The 18,960-nt window shown below is 30.5% G+C and carries 19 protein-coding genes; 2 read left to right on the plus strand and 17 right to left on the minus strand.

What is annotated here, in order from left to right; genetic code table 11:
• Positions 1-5 precede the first annotated feature (5 nt).
• The 14 genes from QMD25_00980 to QMD25_01045 form a co-directional block, all read right to left on the minus strand.
• Positions 6-263, minus strand: coding sequence for a DUF167 domain-containing protein (locus tag QMD25_00980; GenBank protein MDI6860576.1), 258 nt, complete (start codon positions 261-263; stop codon positions 6-8).
• 37 nt (positions 264-300) lie between these two features.
• Entirely contained in the window at positions 301-1,272 is a 972-nt protein-coding gene (locus QMD25_00985; GenBank protein MDI6860577.1) for an ABC transporter ATP-binding protein, read from the minus strand.
• A gap of 1 nt (position 1,273) precedes the next feature.
• Positions 1,274-2,272 (minus strand): ABC transporter ATP-binding protein, encoded by a 999-nt coding sequence (locus tag QMD25_00990; GenBank protein ID MDI6860578.1) that lies wholly within the window; start codon positions 2,270-2,272, stop codon positions 1,274-1,276.
• Positions 2,273-2,286: 14 nt separating this feature from the next.
• The gene (locus QMD25_00995) at positions 2,287-3,192 is read right to left on the minus strand and encodes an ABC transporter permease (GenBank protein MDI6860579.1); all 906 of its coding nucleotides are present in this window, start codon (positions 3,190-3,192) and stop codon (positions 2,287-2,289) included.
• 17 nt (positions 3,193-3,209) lie between these two features.
• Complete coding sequence (locus QMD25_01000; protein ID MDI6860580.1) at positions 3,210-4,178, minus strand: ABC transporter permease; 969 nt, start codon at positions 4,176-4,178, stop codon at positions 3,210-3,212.
• 89 nt (positions 4,179-4,267) lie between these two features.
• Positions 4,268-6,478, minus strand: a complete 2,211-nt coding sequence (locus tag QMD25_01005) for an ABC transporter substrate-binding protein (protein MDI6860581.1) — start codon at positions 6,476-6,478, stop codon at positions 4,268-4,270.
• A gap of 119 nt (positions 6,479-6,597) precedes the next feature.
• Entirely contained in the window at positions 6,598-8,181 is a 1,584-nt protein-coding gene (gene nuoF / locus QMD25_01010) for an NADH-quinone oxidoreductase subunit NuoF (protein MDI6860582.1), read from the minus strand.
• A complete protein-coding gene (nuoE, locus tag QMD25_01015) occupies positions 8,178-8,636 on the minus strand; it encodes an NADH-quinone oxidoreductase subunit NuoE (GenBank protein MDI6860583.1) in 459 nt (152 codons plus the stop codon). The genes nuoF (QMD25_01010) and nuoE (QMD25_01015) overlap by 4 nt, the downstream gene beginning before the upstream one ends.
• 24 nt (positions 8,637-8,660) lie before the next feature.
• Entirely contained in the window at positions 8,661-10,304 is a 1,644-nt protein-coding gene (nuoF, locus tag QMD25_01020) for an NADH-quinone oxidoreductase subunit NuoF (GenBank protein ID MDI6860584.1), read from the minus strand.
• Positions 10,305-10,306: 2 nt separating this feature from the next.
• A complete protein-coding gene (locus QMD25_01025; GenBank protein MDI6860585.1) occupies positions 10,307-10,672 on the minus strand; it encodes a (2Fe-2S) ferredoxin domain-containing protein in 366 nt (121 codons plus the stop codon).
• Position 10,673: 1 nt separating this feature from the next.
• Positions 10,674-11,216: an ATP-binding protein gene (locus QMD25_01030; GenBank protein MDI6860586.1), complete on the minus strand. Its 543-nt coding sequence runs from the start codon at positions 11,214-11,216 to the stop codon at positions 10,674-10,676.
• A complete protein-coding gene (gene nuoE / locus QMD25_01035; GenBank protein MDI6860587.1) occupies positions 11,209-11,721 on the minus strand; it encodes an NADH-quinone oxidoreductase subunit NuoE in 513 nt (170 codons plus the stop codon). The genes QMD25_01030 and nuoE (QMD25_01035) overlap by 8 nt, the downstream gene beginning before the upstream one ends.
• Positions 11,722-11,724: 3 nt before the next feature.
• Positions 11,725-12,447: a PHP domain-containing protein gene (locus QMD25_01040; GenBank protein ID MDI6860588.1), complete on the minus strand. Its 723-nt coding sequence runs from the start codon at positions 12,445-12,447 to the stop codon at positions 11,725-11,727.
• Between the two features lie 4 nt (positions 12,448-12,451).
• Complete coding sequence (locus tag QMD25_01045; GenBank protein ID MDI6860589.1) at positions 12,452-12,784, minus strand: DRTGG domain-containing protein; 333 nt, start codon at positions 12,782-12,784, stop codon at positions 12,452-12,454.
• A 95-nt stretch (positions 12,785-12,879) separates the two neighbouring features.
• On the opposite strand from QMD25_01045, the gene QMD25_01050 reads away from it, so the two are divergent.
• Positions 12,880-13,689, plus strand: coding sequence for a formate/nitrite transporter family protein (locus tag QMD25_01050; GenBank protein ID MDI6860590.1), 810 nt, complete (start codon positions 12,880-12,882; stop codon positions 13,687-13,689).
• Between the two features lie 2 nt (positions 13,690-13,691).
• Here the strand turns inward: QMD25_01050 and QMD25_01055 are convergent, their stop codons facing one another.
• The 3 genes from QMD25_01055 to QMD25_01065 are packed head-to-tail and all read right to left on the minus strand — an operon-like array spanning position 13,692 to position 15,730.
• The gene (locus QMD25_01055) at positions 13,692-14,936 is read right to left on the minus strand and encodes a [Fe-Fe] hydrogenase large subunit C-terminal domain-containing protein (GenBank protein ID MDI6860591.1); all 1,245 of its coding nucleotides are present in this window, start codon (positions 14,934-14,936) and stop codon (positions 13,692-13,694) included.
• Complete coding sequence (locus QMD25_01060) at positions 14,926-15,366, minus strand: ATP-binding protein (GenBank protein ID MDI6860592.1); 441 nt, start codon at positions 15,364-15,366, stop codon at positions 14,926-14,928. The genes QMD25_01055 and QMD25_01060 overlap by 11 nt, the downstream gene beginning before the upstream one ends.
• On the minus strand, positions 15,341-15,730 hold the full coding sequence (locus tag QMD25_01065; protein MDI6860593.1) for a DRTGG domain-containing protein: 390 nt from the start codon (positions 15,728-15,730) through the stop codon (positions 15,341-15,343). Before QMD25_01065 ends, QMD25_01060 begins: the two co-directional genes overlap by 26 nt.
• 115 nt (positions 15,731-15,845) lie before the next feature.
• On the opposite strand from QMD25_01065, the gene ileS reads away from it, so the two are divergent.
• Complete coding sequence (ileS, locus tag QMD25_01070; GenBank protein MDI6860594.1) at positions 15,846-18,959, plus strand: isoleucine--tRNA ligase; 3,114 nt, start codon at positions 15,846-15,848, stop codon at positions 18,957-18,959.
• The last annotated feature ends 1 nt before the right edge of the window (position 18,960 follow it).

Raw genomic sequence — 18,960 nt, forward strand, 5'->3', positions numbered from 1 at the left:
AAATTTTAATTTAAAATTTCTTTTATTTTTTCAAAAAGTGTCTTTTCATCAATTGGAATTTCTACTAATTTGTCCCTCCCCCTTTCTCCATAAACAATTTTTACACCCTTAATTTTAAATGTTTCTTCAAGAAATTTTATAAGTTCTGAATTTGCTTTATTGTCAATTGGTGGTTTAGATATTTTTATAAATAAAGTGCTCTCTTTGTATGAGGTAATTTTGTTAATTTTAGAATTTGGAGATACCTTTACTTTAATTTTCATTATAAATTAAAGGGGCTCTTTTCAGAGCCCCTTTACTCTATTTCACAGCATGACACGACACAAAGTGTCCTGGTTTAATTTCTCTTTGTTCAGGCACAACTTCTTTACAAACTGGCATTGCTACTGGACATCTTGTATGAAATACACATCCTTTTGGAGGATTAATTGGAGAAGGAATATCTCCTTGAAGAACAGCTCTTTCTTTTTTAATTTCTGGATCTGGAATTGGAACTGCTGAAAGGAGTGCTTGAGTGTAAGGATGAAGTGGATTATCAAAAAGTTCATCATTTGGTGCAATCTCCATAATTTTTCCAAGATACATAACAACAATTCTATCACACATGTGCCTTATAACAGCCATATCATGCGCAACAAAAAGATACGTTAATTTCAACTTTTCTTGTAATTCATTTAAAAGATTTATGACTTGAGATTGAATTGAAACGTCAAGAGCACTCACAGGCTCATCACAAACAACGAATTTTGGATTTAAAATTATTGCTCTTGCAATACCAATTCTTTGTCTCTGACCACCAGAAAATTCATGAGGATATCTATTTATATATTCTGGCCTTAAGCCAACCATTTGCATTACTTCAACAACTCTATCAATCATTTCTTTTTTATTTTTTACTAATCCATGCACTACAAGAGGTTCACCAATTATTTCTGAAATTGGCATTCTTGGATTAAGAGAACCATATGGGTCTTGAAAAATAATCTGCATATTTCTTCTCATTCTTCTTAACTCTTCGCCCTTAAGTTTATTTATTACTTGCCCTTGAAATCTTATTTCTCCAGACGTAGGTGGATAAAGCATTAGAATTGTTTTTCCAACTGTTGTTTTTCCAGAGCCTGACTCTCCAACAAGTCCAAGGGTTTCTCCTTCATATATATCAAAAGATATATCATCAACTGCTTTTACATATGCAATAACTCCACCAAGTATTCCACCATGAATGGGGAAATACTTTTTTAAGTTTTTTACACTAACTAAAGGTTCAGCCATCTTATACCCCCATGTTTGGTTTTAAATAGTTCCAGCATTTAACAAAGTGATTTGGAGCAATTTCTTCAAGATGAGGTTCCTCTTCTCTACAAATTTTTGTTGCATATGGACATCTTGGGTGGAAATAACATCCTTTTGGTAAATGATATGGATTTGGAACAACGCCTTCAATAATAGGTAATCTTTCGCCTTTTTTTCTTCTTTTAGTTACAAGTGGAATTGAATTTAAAAGACCATATGTATAAGGATGTTGAGGAGATTTAAAAATAGTTTTAACATCAGAATATTCAACAATTTTTCCAGAGTACATAACTGCTACATTATCTGCCATTTCAGCAATTATTGCAAGGTTATGTGTAATCATAAGAATTGCCATTCCAATTTTTCTTTTAAGATCTTTCATAAGTTCAAGAATTTGAGCCTGGATTGTAACATCAAGAGCTGTAGTTGCTTCATCTGAAATAAGTAGATCAGGATTGCAAGATAGTGCCATAGCAATCATTACTCTTTGCCTCATACCACCTGAGAGTTGATGAGGATATTCATTGTATCTTTTATCTGGATCTGGTATTCCAACTAAATTTAACATCTCAATTGCTTTCTTTTTTGCCTCTTCTTCTGTTACATCTTGGTGAATTAGAATTGCTTCACTTATCTGATAACCAACAGTAAATACAGGATTTAAAGATGTCATGGGTTCTTGGAAAATCATTGAGATTTGGCTTCCTCTAATTCTTCTCATCTCTTCTTCTGATTTTTTAAGTAGATCCTCACCTTTGAAAATTATCTCTCCACTAACAATTTTCCCTGGGGGCCAAGGGACAAGACGCATAATTGAAAGGGAAGTTACAGATTTTCCACAACCTGATTCACCAACTAAACCAAGAGTCTCTCCAACATTTATTTTAATATCAACTCCATCAACTGCCCTAACAATTCCCTCATCAGTATAAAAGTAAGTTTTCAAATTTTTTGTTTCAAGTAAAACTTCATTCTTCATTAAACTCTCCTCAATTAAATCTTTAATCTTGGGTCAAGAGCATCTCTCAACCCATCACCAAGAAAATTAAAAGATAGAACTGTTATAAAAAGAGCTAGTCCAGGAAACCATATAAGCCAAGGAGCATTAAACATTGCGCTCTGGGCATTTTGAAGCATATTTCCCCATGAAGGTGTGGGTGGCATTATTCCAAAACCAAGATAACTTAGGGAAGCTTCATAAATTATATTTCCACCAATTGCAAGTGTTGCTGAAACAATTATTGGCGCCATGGAATTTGGAAGGAGGTGCCTCCAAATTATTCTTGAATTTGATGCGCCAATTGCTCTTGCCGCTTCAGTAAACTCTTGTTCTTTTAAGGAAAGGTACACCCCTCTTACAAGTCTTGCATCCGTCATCCATCCAAAAATTGCAATAACAAGAACAATTTTCCAAACTCCGCCACCAGGAATTACTGCTGCTAAAACAACAAGGAGAGGCAAAACAGGAATAGAAAACATTATATCTGTAAATCTCATGAGAATTGTATCAAGTATTCCACCATAATATCCAGCAAGAGCACCAATTATAACACCAATAACAATTGCAGAAAACATTGCTGCAAAACCTACAAAAAGGGATATTCTTCCACCAATTAATAATCTTGATAAAACATCTCTTCCCAATTCATCTGTTCCAAGTGGATGATATTTAGAGGGTGGTTTATATTCCCCACGATAAGGATTATCTGGATCATACCCTTCCATATAGTTATAATGATATTTAACAAAAAATGGACCAATAAGACATGTCAAAATTATTATTATAAGAATGACAAGAGAAATCATTGCTAATTTATGTTTTTTTAATCTTCTAAATACAATTTGCCAATAAGATTCTGCTTTATATGTAGTTAATTCAGTTTCATATGATATAGCCATAGTTTCACCTCACAAATTTATGTATATTTTATTCTTGGGTCAACTACTGCATATAAAATGTCTGCTACAAGGTTACCAATAATTAATAGATAAGATTGTAAAAGAAGAGATATCATTGCAAGGGGATAATCATTATTTAACATTGCATTAAGAGTCAGTCTTCCCATACCAGGAATTCCAAAAACAGTTTCAGTTATCATAGCGCCTGAAATTATTCCTGGCAATGCAACACCAAGAAGAGTAATAATTGGAATTAAAGCATTTCTTAAAGCATGCTTATAGATAACTAATCTTTCTGGTAAACCTTTTGCTCTTGCAGTTCTAACATAATCTTGTCTTATAACTTCAAGCATTGAACTTCTTGCATATCTCATCCATGAACCCATACTATATAGAGAAAGCATAACTACTGGTAAAATAAAATATTTTAATTGGTCAAAAAATCTTACCCAAAAAGGAGCGGTCTCCATTCCTGGAGTCATAACTCCTCCAATTGGAAGCCAACCAAGTTTTACTCCAAAAATCATAAGAAGAATAAAAGAAAACCAAAAAGTAGGCATTGACATTCCAAAAAAGGCAAATCCTGTAAAAAGATAATCAAAGAAACTGTATTGATGAAGTGCTGAATATATTCCAATTGGGACAGCAATAACAAAAGAAAGAATAAAGGAGGCTACAGAAAATTTTAATGTCCAAGATAGAGCGTTTTTAATAAGTTCTGCAACAGGTCTTCCACCTGTAAAAATTGAAACGCCCCAATTTCCAGTAATCATTGACCAAAACCATTTAAAAAATCTTAAATGAATTGGAAGATCAAATCCCCATGCATGTCTCATACGAGCAATATCTTCGGGTCTTATTCTTGGATTAAGTGCATATTGAGCAAATGGATCTCCAACCAAATTTAAAACAACAAAAGTAACTAAGGCAACCCCGATTGCAAGGGGTATCATTTGTAAAATTCTTCTAATTAGATAATTCCTCAAGGTTTAAATCCTCCTCTTTGTAAAATTCCCCCCAGAGAGAGTCTGGGGGGAATTAAATAAAAATTAAATTAATTAATTTTTAATCTTATCTACTTCTTTTCCCAATACCAAAGTTCTGAATTATATGTATAACCGATTGATGAAGAAACAGAATAGTCAAATCCAGCCATTGCAAGGTTTGCTTTTGGAGTATAAATATCTGTCCACCAGTTTAGAGGTATATATGGTAATAATTCTGTAAGTCTTTCATAGGCTTTATAATATGCACTTTTACGAATTTCGGGATCAACCTCATGAGTTGCAATATAAATGTTTTCATCAATTACAGGATCGCTAATTCCTGAATAATTTTGCCCTTGCCAGTTATTTTCTTCTGTTGGGATTTGTGATGAATGGAAGAGAGTGAATCCTCCGGGATCAAGTGGATCTCCGCCCCAAGCAAATAATGCAAGTTGGAACATTCTACGGGTGGTATATGTTCCAAAGAAGTAAGATGCTGATAAGAATTTTAGTTGTAAATCTATTCCAACATCCTTTAAGTTCTTTTGAATAACAGTTGCTTCATCCTTTCTATCCTGTCTCGTTGTAGTTGAAAGTTCAAGTGTAAGTCTCTTTCCGTCTTTATATCTATATCCATCTGGTCCAAGTTTCCATCCTGCTTCATCAAGAAGTTGTGCTGCTTTCTTCGGATCATATCCTGGGACTTTAATATTTGGAGGAGTATAGAAATTACCTGGTAATGCATAGATAGTTTCAGCAACTCTTCTTGTACCCCTATGAACTTTATTGTTTATCTCGTCTCTATTAATTGCCATTAATATTGCCTTTCTAACTCTAATATCACTCAATATTGGATCTGTGACATTCACTTCCAAGTGTTCGTAGAATGTTGATGGTATATACTGGAATTTTACATTCTTTGCTGCTTTTCTTGCATTTTCTGCTTCAGTTGCACCAAGACCAATAAGAGATACATCAACTGCGCCAGAAATAATGTTCATCATAAGAGTATTTGTATCTGGATACCACTTATATTGGAACTCTTTAATGAGTGGCTTTGATCCAGCCCAACCAAACCAATATGGGTTGGGTTCAAGAGTAATATAGGCTCCTTCTACCCATGCTTTAATTCTAAATGGACCAGCATGAACTGGTTTCTTTACAGCATCAGATGCAGTAAGTTGTTCTGTTGGTATCTTTGAATAGATATGTGATGGATATATTGGTAGACCCATATTAGCATATGGAGTTTTCTCTTTCCAATATACAACCATTGTGTATGGATCTGGCCACTCAATTTTTGTAATTTTATCATATGGATCAGTTGTTGGAACTTGTGGAACTTTTCCAGAAAGATAAATTTCATAAACAGAATATTCAACATCTGCCTTATAATTTACTGGTGTTCCATCACTCCACTTTACACCTTTTCTAAGGTAATATGTTGTTACCATAGTTCCATCTGGATTAACCTTCCATGTTCCATCCTTGAAGTTTGGAACATTAAGTGCCATTCTTGGGAACAAAGTCCCATCTGGCCAAGCACCGATTAATACATCTTCATATTGCATTGCAATGTTTCTTTGTGCCATCATGGATGTTGCAAAGGAAACAAGTGCATCTGGTTCCTGTGTTTGAGCAACAATTACTCTTTGACCTTCTGTTGGTGGTGAAATAATTCCTCTATATACTGCATATGCGCACTCTGCTCTTGTACCAGGAGATTTTGGAGCAACAAGAACGCCTTTTCTATACGTTAAAACTTGAACATCAGGTCTATATGCAACAGTTACAACTCCAACAGCCCAACTTGAAATTTGTTTCCAGTCATTACCCCAAACAATTGGCTCAGTTATTTTTGCTGCCTCTGCACTAAGACCTCTCACATTCACCATAACTGCTGCAATCTCTTCACGAGTAATTGTTTTGCTTGGTCCAAATGTTCCATCTGGATAACCTTTAAGATATCCTGCTCTTACTGCTGTTTCAACATATTTATATGCCCAATGTGTTGTTGGAACATCTTTAAATGTAGGTGTTGCTGGAGAAACAAGTGTTAATTTCTTTGCGAGAACAACCATCGTTGCAAATTCTGCTCTTGTAACTGGGTTCTCAGGTTTAAAAGTTCCATCAGGATAACCTTTTAAAATACCAAGTTCAACCAGTTTTACAATCTGGTCATAAGCCCAATAATCACTTGGTACATCGGGGAATTTTGCTTGTGAAAATACTTTACCCCATGCACCAAAACCTACTAAAAGCAGTAATACTAAAACAACTGCTAAAATCTTTTTTAACATCTAAACCCTCCTTTGTAAGGTTTTTTTAATTTTTTGTTTTTTGTTATATTCTCTCACCTCCCTTTTTTCTTTTAAATTTTATAATTTATTTTCTAATTTGTCAATAAATTTTAAAAAAATTACACTTTAACTACTTTTAAAAAATCTTCTTTAAAATTTTCTGTTGCAGTTTTAACAGGTAAAATAAGAGATTGACCAAGTGGACATAGTGATGTTAAGTACATTGTTTGAGATATAGTAACCATTCTATTTAAATCACTCTCTTTACCTTCTCCTCTTTTGAATCTCGAAATAATTTCAAATAACTCTTCTGTTCCAATTCTACATGGCGAACATTGACCACAAGATTCGTGTTTAAAGAATCTTATTATTGAATAAAGCATATCAACTATATCTGTATCTTCATTCATAACTAGAATTGCACCAGATCCTAATACAGCATTATACTCTTTTAAATTGTCATAATCCATTTTGACATCAAGAAGATTCTCATTTAAAAATACTCCTGCAGCACCACCAACAAGTGCTGCTTTAAATTTTTTACCATTTTTAATTCCACCACCATAAGAAAATATAATTTCTTTTAAAGTTGTACCCATTGGAACTTCAATTAACCCAGGGAAATTAACATGACCTAAAATTGTGTAAACTTTTGTACCAGGACAAGTTGGTGTTCCAAAACTTCTGAACCATTGAGCACCCCATAAAACAATTTTTGGAATATTTGCGAGTGTTTCAACATTATTAACAACTGTTGGTTTACCCCATAAACCAAATGTTACAGGATAAGGTGGTTTTATTCTTGGTTCACCTCTTTTTCCCTCAAGAGATTCAATAAGAGCAGTTTCTTCACCACAAACATATGCTCCAGCTCCCTTTTTTATTTCAACATCAAATGAAAAGTTTGATCCTAAAATATTTTCTCCAAGTAACCCATATTTTCTTGCATCCTCTATTGCTTTGGAAATTCTTTGAATAGATAAAGTATATTCACCTCTTATATAAATATATCCTTTATTTGCTCCAATTGCATATCCACACAAAATCATTCCTTCAAGAAGTTTATGTGGATCTCCTTCAAGAATCAATCTATCTTTAAAAGTTCCTGGTTCTCCTTCATCAGCATTACATATTACATATTTTATATCTGATTGCGCTTTTCTTGCTCCTTCCCATTTAATACCAGCAGGAAATCCAGCGCCGCCTCTTCCTCTTAAACCTGATTTCTTAACTTCTTCAATTACATCTTCAGGTTTCATTTCAAATAGTGCTTTCTCAAGTGCTCTATAACCATCTCTTCCAATATACTCTTCTATATTTTCTGGATCTATTATTCCAGCATTTTCAAGAACAACTCTTGTCTGTTTTCTTCTAATTCCAATTTCCTCTTTTTCCTTTTCTATTAGAGGAAATTCTCCCTTATAAATAAGCTCCCTTACAGGTCTTCCTTTTATTAAATGTTCTTCAACAATTCTTGAAATATGCTCCTTTTTAAGATTTACATAATAGACTCCCTCAGGATAAACAACCATAACTATTCCCATTCCCCTTGGACCAAGAGAGCCAGTTTCTAAAACTTTTACCTCATCTTCAAGACCATTCTCTTTTATTTTCTTTTTAAGTTCATCTATAAAAGAATAGACCCCATTTAAAACTGATTCAGGGTCAATTCCAACAAGTATATGTGCTCTTGCAATTCTCATTTTTCCCTCCTTAAATTTTCAATGATATCTTTTATTTTTTCTTTTGTTAAATTACCATATACTTCATTATTTATCATAATTGCTGGAGCAACACCACAAACTCCTAAACAGGATGATAATTCGAGAGTAAAAAGTTTATCATCTGTTGTTTCTCCAATATCAATTTTTAAAATTTTTTTAAGTTCTTCTAAAATATTTTCTGCACCCATTAAATGACATGGAGGAGATTCACAAACTCTAATTATATATTTTCCTCTTGGTTTTAAAGAGAACATAGAATAAAAAGAAGCAACACCATAAACAAAACTATAAGGGAGATCTAATCTTTCTGCTACATCTCTTATATCTTCTTCTGTTAAATATTTATAAGGATTCTCTTCCTGAATTTCATGCAAAATTAATAAAATATTTTCTGGTTTATTTTCATAATTTTTAAAAATCTCCTCTTTTCTCATAATATTAACCTCCTTAATTTATTCTTAAATTTTTTCTTTTACCCTTTCTTCTTTAAATTCGAATTTACAAACATTAGCCCTACATTTTTTATCTATAATATGCTCTAAATATTCATCTTTAAAATATCTTAAAGTTGATAATACTGGGTTTGGTGCAGTTTGACCAAGACCACATAAACTTGTTGTTTTAACGGTTTTTGCTAACTCTTCGAGTCTTTCAAGATCTTCTATTGTTCCATAACCTTTTGTAATTTTATCTAATATGTTGTACATCTGTTTTAATCCTACTCTACATGGAATGCATTGACCACAAGATTCATCAACTGTAAACTCTAAGAAAAATTTTGCCATACTTACCATACAATTATCTTCATCAAGAACTATCAAACCACCTGAACCCATTATTGCTCCTAAACTTGTCAAAGACTCATAATCAATTGGTGTATCAAGATGTTCTTCTGGTATACATCCTCCAGAAGGTCCACCAATTTGTACTGCTTTAAATTTCTTATCATTTTGTATTCCTCCGCCAATATCAAAAATAAGTTCTCTTAAGGTTATACCAATTGGCACTTCAACAAGACCAGTGTTTTTAACTTTTCCAGATAAAGCAAAAACCTTCGTCCCTTTACTCTTTTCTGTTCCATAAGATGCAAACCATTCTGGACCTTTTAGAATTATATGTCTTATATTTGCAAGTGTTTCAACATTATTTATTACAGTTGGCTTTCCCCAAAGGCCTTTTTGTGCAGGAAAAGGTGGTTTTGGTCTTGGTTGACCTCTTTTTCCTTCAATTGAAGCAATAAGAGCAGTTTCTTCTCCACACACAAATGCACCAGCACCCATTCTTATTTCGATATCAAAGTTAAAACCTGTTTCAAAAATATTTTTTCCAATTAAACCATATTTTTTTGCTTGTTTAAGCGCTATTTGTAATCTTTTAACTGCAAGAGGGTATTCTGCTCTTATATAAATATATCCTTTGTTTGCTCCAATTGCATAGCCTGCAATAGCCATACCTTCCAAAACCGCATGAGGATCACCTTCACAAATTGATCTATCCATAAAAGCACCTGGGTCTCCCTCATCTCCATTGCATATAATATATTTTTCGTCTCCTTTTGCATCTCTTGCAAATTTCCATTTAAGTCCAGTAGGAAATCCAGCGCCGCCTCTACCTCTTAAACCTGATCTTGTAACAATGTCTATTACTTCTTCAGGTGTCATTTCAGTTAAAACCTTACCAAGTGCTTCATAACCTCCTTTTCCAATGTACTCATCAATATTTTCAGGATCAATATTTCCACAATTACTTAAAACAATTTTCAATTGCTTTTCAAAAAATGGTATAATCTTTTTCTCTTCGACCTTTTTCCTTGCTTCTGGAGTCTCCCATAGAAATTCTTTAACAGGTCTTCCTTTAATAAAATGTTCATTTACAATTTTTTCTATTTTATCCTCAGTAAGATGAATATAATAAGAACCATCTGGATAAACAATCATAACAGGCCCATATTGACATGGTCCCATACATCCTGTTTCAATTATTTTTACATCACCTTCTAAATTTTTATCTTTAATTAATGATATTAATTTATTCTTTACCACCTCCTCTCCTGATGAAATGCAGGCAGCACCACCACAAATTAAAACTGTAAATATAGGCATATTTATTTTCCTCCTACTTCAATTACATAATCTGATACAGGATTTCCATTTACAATATGCTCAACAACAATCCTTCTCGCAATATCAGGAGTAACATTCCCATATACTATATTTGGTTTTCCCTCTTCTTCAATTACTACAATTGGTTCTTTAGAAGCAAAACCTTTTTCTCCTGTTTGAGTAACTATAACATCTTTTAAATTTCTCTTTTCTATTTCATCAAGAAATGTTTTTAAAACTTCTCTTGCTCCAGCCGCAATACCACTTGTTCCCATTCCAACAACAATTTTTACTCTTGCTTTACCCTCTCTTAATTCAATCTCTTTTTGAACCTTCTCTCTTATTTTTCTTAAATCTTCAAGTTTCACTTTACACCTCCAAATTTAAAAAATTCTCTTCTAAATAATTCTTAAAAAATTTAATAACTTCTGGATGATTTAAAGGAATATCACCCAGAATATTTTTTATTTCTTTTGTATCTAATTCAAAAAATTTATTATCTTTTCTATAATGAAATTTTATATCAAAATTATTTGAACTTAAAATTATTGTTAAAATAGTATCTTTTAAATTGCCAATTGGTGGTACATCTGGATGACTTTTTTTAAACGAAGCATATACTCTTGTAAATTCTCCTTTTTTACTCTCTATTTTAAATTCACCATTACAAGATAAAGCCATCTGCTTTAAAAGTGGAATTCCAAGTCCAACTTTTTTAAAATTCTTTGTTGTATAAAATGGATCTTGTACTTTTTTTATCTCTTCTTCATCCATGCCAACACCATTATCAAAAATTTCTATCTCTATCTTATCATTTTTTGAATCATCTATAAGTTTCACTTCAATTAGTGTTGCTTTTGCAGAAATTGAATTTTGAACAATATCAAGAATATGAAGCGAAAGTTCATCCATTTATTATTTTCTCTTTCTCTCTGTCTCTATATTCTTTTATTATTTCTTTAACTCTTTCTTCATTTAAATTACCATACACATCTTCATTGATCATAATAACAGGTGCAAGACCACAGCATCCAAAACATCTCGCAGTTGAAAGTGTAAAAAGTTTATCTTGAGTTGTTTCACCAACCTCAATATTTAACTCTTTTGAAATTGATTTTAAAACCTTCTCTGCACCTTTTACATAACATGCTGTGCCAAGACAAACATTAATTAAATATTTTGCAACTGGTTCAGTTCTAAAAAAGTGATAAAATGTAACAACTCCATAAATTTTACTTAATGGAATATTTAACTCTTTTGAAATAAAACATAAAACCTCTTTTGGAAGATAACCAAAAACTTCTTGTGCTCTATGAAGTGCTTCAATAAGAGGTCCTTTGTCTTTTTTTAAAACTTTTAGAGTTAATCTTAATGCTTCATACTGAGGGTTCTTCTCAGGAATTTTACATTTTTCCATAAATTACCTCCTCTTTATAAAGATCTTTTCATTGTCAATGTTTTTTAAAGAAAGAATAGAAGGAGAGTTGGTTTCAAATATTGTTATGCTCCTTCCAATATCTTTTAAAAAATGTGCATCTGAAAAAGATACATATTTGTATTTTGAATACTCTTTTTTGTTTTCCAAAAATTTATCTTTATCTTTTTGATATGTTAGTTCTAAAAAATCAATTTCTAAATCATCTGGTATAAAACCAATTTGAGAAATTATACTAAATAGTTCACTATCTATATGGGCGGGAATAAATAGACCCCCTTTTCTTAATACAATTTCATTTAACTCTTTTATAGATAAATTTGTTGAATTTAAAAGCATTTTTTCTTCAAATTTAATTATATTTTCCTCTTCATCAACGACCACTTGATCACCAAATAACTCAGGATTATTTTTTACATTAGGGAGATTTTCATAAACTATACGATAAACATCATAAAGATCCTCAAATCTATCAAAATAAATTAAAATATGAATCTCTTCTTTCGTTTGAACCTCCATTCCAAAAAGATAGTTTATATCTAATTTTTTTGCTAATTTTTCAGCGACTAAAGAATTTTCTATTGAGTTATGATCAGTAATAGATATTAAATTTAAACCAAGAGAATGTGCTCTCTCTAAAATTTTCTTTGGAGACATCTCTAAACTTCCACAAGGAGATAAAACAGAGTGTATATGAAGATCTGCCATAAATTTACCCATTTTTTAGAAGTTTATAGATTTCACCTGAAAGAGTAAAAGAGTCCAGATTTGAACCAAGTAAATAGATGCCCTCTTCTTTTGCTTTTTTTATCACATCCTCTCCTGGTTCAAATCCCTGAGATATAATTATTCCACTAATTTCTCTTAGAGTTGCTACAGCAATTATGTTTACATGTCTCTGAACAGTTATCCATATTGAATCTTTTGGTGAATTTGCTAAGACAACAGATAAAAGATCACAAGTAAAACCTGATGTGAAACTCTCTTTCTTCCCCTCAGAATATACTTTTAGAGAAAGTTGTTGAATTAAGAATTTAATATCCATAACAAAAACATTATAAATTTTTTTTGTTAAGTTGTCAACGATTAGAAAGATTTTCTTTTTTTATATATAATTATTAAAAACTATGGGAGGTTATAATGGAGGATCTTAGACCAAAAGAGATTTTTGAAAAGTTAGTAGAAATTGGTAAAAATAAAATGAATCTTAAAATTTACAAAATGTTAATTCTTTCATTTCTAGCAGGAATTTACATTTCAATTGGTGGATCACTTTATACTATGATAACTCAAGATATAAAAATTGGAACTGGATTTTCTCAATTTTTAGGAGGATCAGTATTTTCTGTTGGATTAATTTTTGTTGTTTTAACTGGTGCTGAGTTATTTACTGGAAACAATTTAATTTTAGTTACTATTTTAAAAAGAGAGGAGGCGTTCTTTAAACTTCTTAAAAATTGGTTTTTTGTTTTTTTTGGAAATTTAATAGGAAGTCTTTTTTATGCATATTTAATTTATTTAAGTAAAATATACGTGTATAATTCGTATTCATGGGGTATAAAAGCAATTTCTATTGCAAATAATAAAATAAATTTAAGTTTTTTAGAAGCATTTTCAAGGGGGATCTTATGTAATATTCTTGTTTGTCTGGCAATTTTAATGGCAATTGGTTCAAAAAGTTATATTTCTAAAATTTTTTCAATTTATTTTCCAATTATGGCTTTTGTTGCATTAGGTTTTGAACACTCTGTTGCAAATATGTATTTTATACCAATAGGCATTTTTTTAAAAAATGACACATATTTAGTTAATTTAATTAATTTTAATATTTCAAACTTGAATTTTGTTAATTTCTTAATTAAAAATTTATTACCTGTTACAATTGGAAATATTATTGGAGGAGCGATAATTATTGGTTTTTTGTATTATTTTGTCTATCTAAAAGATTAAAATTATCTTTCAATAAATTTACAATCATTAATATTTGCTCTGTTTAAAACCACATCTTCTGCAAAGGCTTTACAACTTGGTGCTCCACATGAACCACAATCTAATTTTGGCAAAATTTCATAAATTAAATCTATTTCTTGTAAAATTTTTGCAGCAGTATCCATATTTTCTGAAAGAATATAAGTAGGTCTTGGTTTTATTTCTTCATTTAAATAAACGATATCTTGAGAAAGCACTTCATCAATATTTTTATCTTTAAAAAAATCACTAATGGTTTTTCCTTCTAACTCTTTTTCCTTTTGTTTCAGTGAATATATATTCAAATTTATGTTTTGATTAGGTAAAAGAATTCCATTTACACAACCATATTGACAAACTCTACTCTCTATATAATCGAAATTTGGGACTCTCTCCTCTTCAAGTGCCTCAAAAAATTTTTTAAGATTCCAAATCCCATCAATAAATAAAACTTTAAAATTTTTCAAAAACTCTTCTTCACCACCAATTCTTGCCATCCTCGTACCAAATTTACCGCCTCTATATAAAATTCCTTCTTTTAAATTTTTCTCAATAATTAATTTTTTATAAATTGAGTTTAATAAAAAAACACCATCATAAGGAGAATTTTTAAGACCAAGTGGATTTTTTATTGCTGTAATTTTACAAGGATATGTTGCTAAATAAAAAAGTCCCAAATTTTCCTTTTCTTTATGGTATTTTTTAATATAATTTCCTAAAATATCAATTGGCAAATTTATTTTAGAGAGGTTTTCAATTAAAGATGGATAACTTACTTGAATTAATCTTACAGAAGATGGGCAAGCAGTTGAAATTACAGGTCTTTTAAGATTTTTATTTTCATTTAAAAATTTTTCAGTTGATATTAGATACATTTCATTCGCTATACTTTCTTCCCATATTTCATCAAAACCAAAAGAGAAAAGTTTTTTAATTATATCAGTATATGACATTCTTCCAAAATTAATGGAAGATAAATTATCAGAAATAACAAGAATTTTGTATTTATAATTTTTTAAAATTTCTAAAAGATCGTGATTAACAAAAATTGCTTCTGTCGGACATACTCTAAAGCACTCTCCACAATCTATACATTTTAAATTATAAATTTCACTTTTTCTATTTCTTACTCTTATAGCCTCAGTTGGACATGCTCTTAAACAGTGTGTACATCCTATACAAATATTATAATTTATTCTTATTGAATGAAAATATAACTCATCTTTCATTTTTTAAATCCACTTCTATTATTACTTTTGTCCCTTTATTTACTTCTGTTTCAATATTCATTCTATCTGAATTATTTTTCATATTGGGTAGTCCCATTCCGGCACCAAATCCAAGTTCTATGGCTTCTGGTGGTGCAGTTGAATACCCTTCTTTCATTGCCAACTCAATGTCTGGAATGCCTGGACCAATATCTTCAGCAATTAATTTAATCATATCATTATAAACCATAAGAGTTAATGTTCCTTCATAAGCATATATTATTATGTTCATTTCGGCCTCGTATGCACATATACTAACCCTTTTAATAATATTTGGGTCTATTCCTAATCGTTTTAAAATAGATTTTATTTTAGAAGAGGCCTCCCCTCCATGCTCATAATCTCTTCCTTTAATTTTAAATGTTTCAGAAAGAATGGGTGTCTTCTCCACGAACTCTCAATTTTGCAGGTTTTATTCCATTCATATATAATATTCCAGAAGTTGTAAATACAATATGTTTTGTAGCAATTATAATTATTCCTTTTTCTTCAGCAAGTTTTATTGTTTCTTCTGGCACTTTTTTTCCACGAGCAACAATTATAACAGGAATATCAAGCATCTCAGCAGTTCTTACAATTTGGGGATTGGTAATTCCTGTTATAAGTATCACATCGTTTTTCTCAGATTCGACATATGCAAGAACATCACTCATAAGATCAGCAGCAAATGCAGTTTTAACTTCTACATTGTCCAATAAATCTTTTCCTGAAAGAATCTCTCCATCAATAAGTTCTGCAACTTTTCTTGCTTTCATTGTTTTTAATTTTAAATTAAACCAGAATATTTGTCAAATTTTAAAATTTTTATATACAAATTTTTACATACTATGATATAATAAACTATAATTTTAATTTTAAGGGAGAATGTTCATGGCTTTTAAAAAGTTTGATATAAACATTAATATACCGAAAAAAGAGGAAGAGATTCTTTCTTTTTGGAAAGAGAATAAAATTTTTGAAAAAAGTATTTTACAAAGAGAAAAATCTCCTCGTTTTGTTTTTTATGAAGGTCCTCCAACAGCAAATGGTAGACCTGGAGTTCATCATGTCTTAGCAAGAATTTTTAAAGACTCAGTTTGTAGATACAAAACAATGCAGGGCTATCTTGTGGAAAGAAAAGGTGGTTGGGACACTCATGGTCTTCCAGTTGAAATTGAAGTTGAAAAAAGTTTGGGGTTAAAAAATAAAAGAGATATAGAAAAATATGGAATAGAAAATTTTATAAAAAAGTGTAAAGAGAGTGTGTTTACATATAAAATTGAATGGGAAAAATTAACTGAGAGAATCGCCTTTTGGCTTGACATGGATAATCCTTACATAACATATGAAAATTATTATATTGAAACAATATTTTGGATTCTTAAAGAAATTTACAATAAAGGACTTTTATATAAAGGATATAAAACTGTGCCTTATTGTCCAAGATGTGGAACCACTCTTTCATCACATGAAGTTTCTTTAGGCTATAAAGATGTATATGATCCAAGTGTTTTTGTAAAATTTAAAGTAAAAAATGAAGAGAATATCTATTTTTTAGTTTGGACAACAACTCCATGGACTCTTCCATCAAACCTTCTTCTTGCAGTGAATAAAGATTTTGATTATGTGAAAATTAAAATTCAAGATGAATTCTTAATTTTATCAAAAGAAAGATTAAATGAAGTTTTAAAAGACAAGAAGTATGAAATTGTTGATGAGTTTAAAGGAGAAAAATTAATAGATTTAGAATATGAACCTTTATTTAATTTTGCGAAAATAGATAAAAAAACTCATTTTGTTGCTCATGGAGATTTTGTAAGTTTAGAAGAAGGAACAGGAATAGTGCATATTGCACCAGGTTATGGAGCAGATGACCTTGAATTAGGTAAAAAATACAATTTACCAGTTTTACAACTTGTAAATGATTCTGGTTATTTTGTAGAGGAGAGTGGTTTTTTGGCTAATAAATGGTTTAAAGATGCGGATAAATTAATAATAAAAGATTTAAAAGAAAGGGGGATTTTATTTAAAGAGGAAAAATATCTCCACTCATATCCACATTGTTGGAGATGCGATACCCCTCTTCTTTACTTTACTAAATCAAGTTGGTTTATAAAAACAACAGAAAAAAAGGAAAATTTAATAAAAAACAATCAGAAAATCAATTGGTATCCAGAACATATAAAAGATGGAAGATTTGGAAATTGGCTTGAGAATCTTGTTGATTGGGCACTTTCAAGAGAAAGATATTGGGGTACTCCACTTCCTATATGGGAATGTAAAAATTGTGATCACATTGAGGTTATTGGAAGTATAGAGGAGTTAAGAAATAAGGCTATAAATTATAAAGAGAATCTTGATTTACATAGACCTTACATAGATGAGATTAAATTAAAATGTCCTAAGTGCGGAAATGAAATGGAAAGAGTAAAAGAAGTAATTGATGTATGGTTTGATTCTGGAGCAATGCCATATGCTCAATATCATTATCCATTTGAAAATCAAGAAAAATTTAAAGAGTGCTTTCCTGCTGACTACATTTGTGAAGGAATAGATCAAACAAGAGGATGGTTCTTTACTCTTCATGTGTTGGGCACTCTTCTTTTTGATTCACCTGCGTTTAAAAACTGCCTATGTCTTGAACTTGTACTTGATGAAAAAGGTGAAAAGATGAGTAAACACAAAGGAAACATTGTTAATCCATGGGAAGTTTTAAATAGTGAAGGTGCAGATGCAATAAGATGGTATTTATTTACAGTAACTCCACCTTGGATTCCAAGAAGATTTTCAAAAAATACTGTTAGTGTTTCAATTAAAAATTTCATAATTCCTTTAAGAAGCAGTACATCATTTTTTACCCTCTATGCAAACATTGATAATTTTGACCCAGAAAAAGTAGAATATGTTCCAGTAAAAGAAAGAGATTTAATGGATAGATGGCTTATATCAAAATTAAATTCTCTTATTAATTATGTTAATAAAAATCTTGAAGTCTACAATATTACTGAAGCCACAAGAAGTATTGAAAAATTTATTGATGATCTAACGAATTGGTATATTAGATTAAATAGAAAAAGATTCTGGAAAGGCGAAATGGATAAAGATAAAATAGCAGCATATTTCACTCTTTATGAAACTTTACTTACTCTTTCAAAATTAATTGCTCCATTTGCACCATTTATAGCAGAGGATATTTATCAAACATTAAAAACCTCTCGCTCAAAAGAAAGTGTTCATCTTGAAGATTACCCTAAGGGAGATAGTTTACTTATTGATGAAAAATTAGAGGAAAGAATGGAATTTGCAAGGAGTTTAGTAGAACTTGGAAGAGCGGCAAGAAAAAAAGCACAGATTAAAATAAGACAACCATTAAGAAAACTTTTTGTATATGCTGATAAAACTGAAGATATCAATGATTTTATTGAAGTAATTAAAAATGAATTAAACATAAAAGAAATTGAATTTATAAACAATGAATTAGATTTTGTAGATATTGAACTAAAACCTAATTATGAAACTCTTGGAAAAAAATTAGGAAAACATCTTAAAGATTTTGAGGAATATTTATTAAAAGAAAAATACAAAATTTATAAAGAATTAAAAGAAAAGAATTTCTTCATATTTAAATTTGATAATATTGAAGAAAAGATTATTGATGAGGATATTATAATTAATAAAAAAGCAAAAGGAAATTATTCTGTTGATTTTGAAAAAGATAAAACCATTATACTTGATTTAACTCTTGATGAAAATCTTAAAAAAGAAGGCTGGGTTAGAGAATTTTTGCATTTCATTCAAAATTTTAGAAAAGAGTCGAATTTTGAAGTTATAGATAAAATAATTCTTGGAGTTAAATTAGATGAAGAAAAAGAAAAAATAATAAAAGAATATGAAAATTATATAAAAGAGGAGGCTCTTATAGAAGAAATTAAATTTGGTGAATTACAAAATGCTTATTCAAAAGAATTTGAGGGTGGGTTAGTTTTTGTTAAAAAGTTAATTTAAA

This window comes from Caldisericia bacterium (assembly GCA_030018355.1).
Classification (GTDB): Bacteria; Caldisericota; Caldisericia; order B22-G15; family B22-G15; genus JAAYUH01.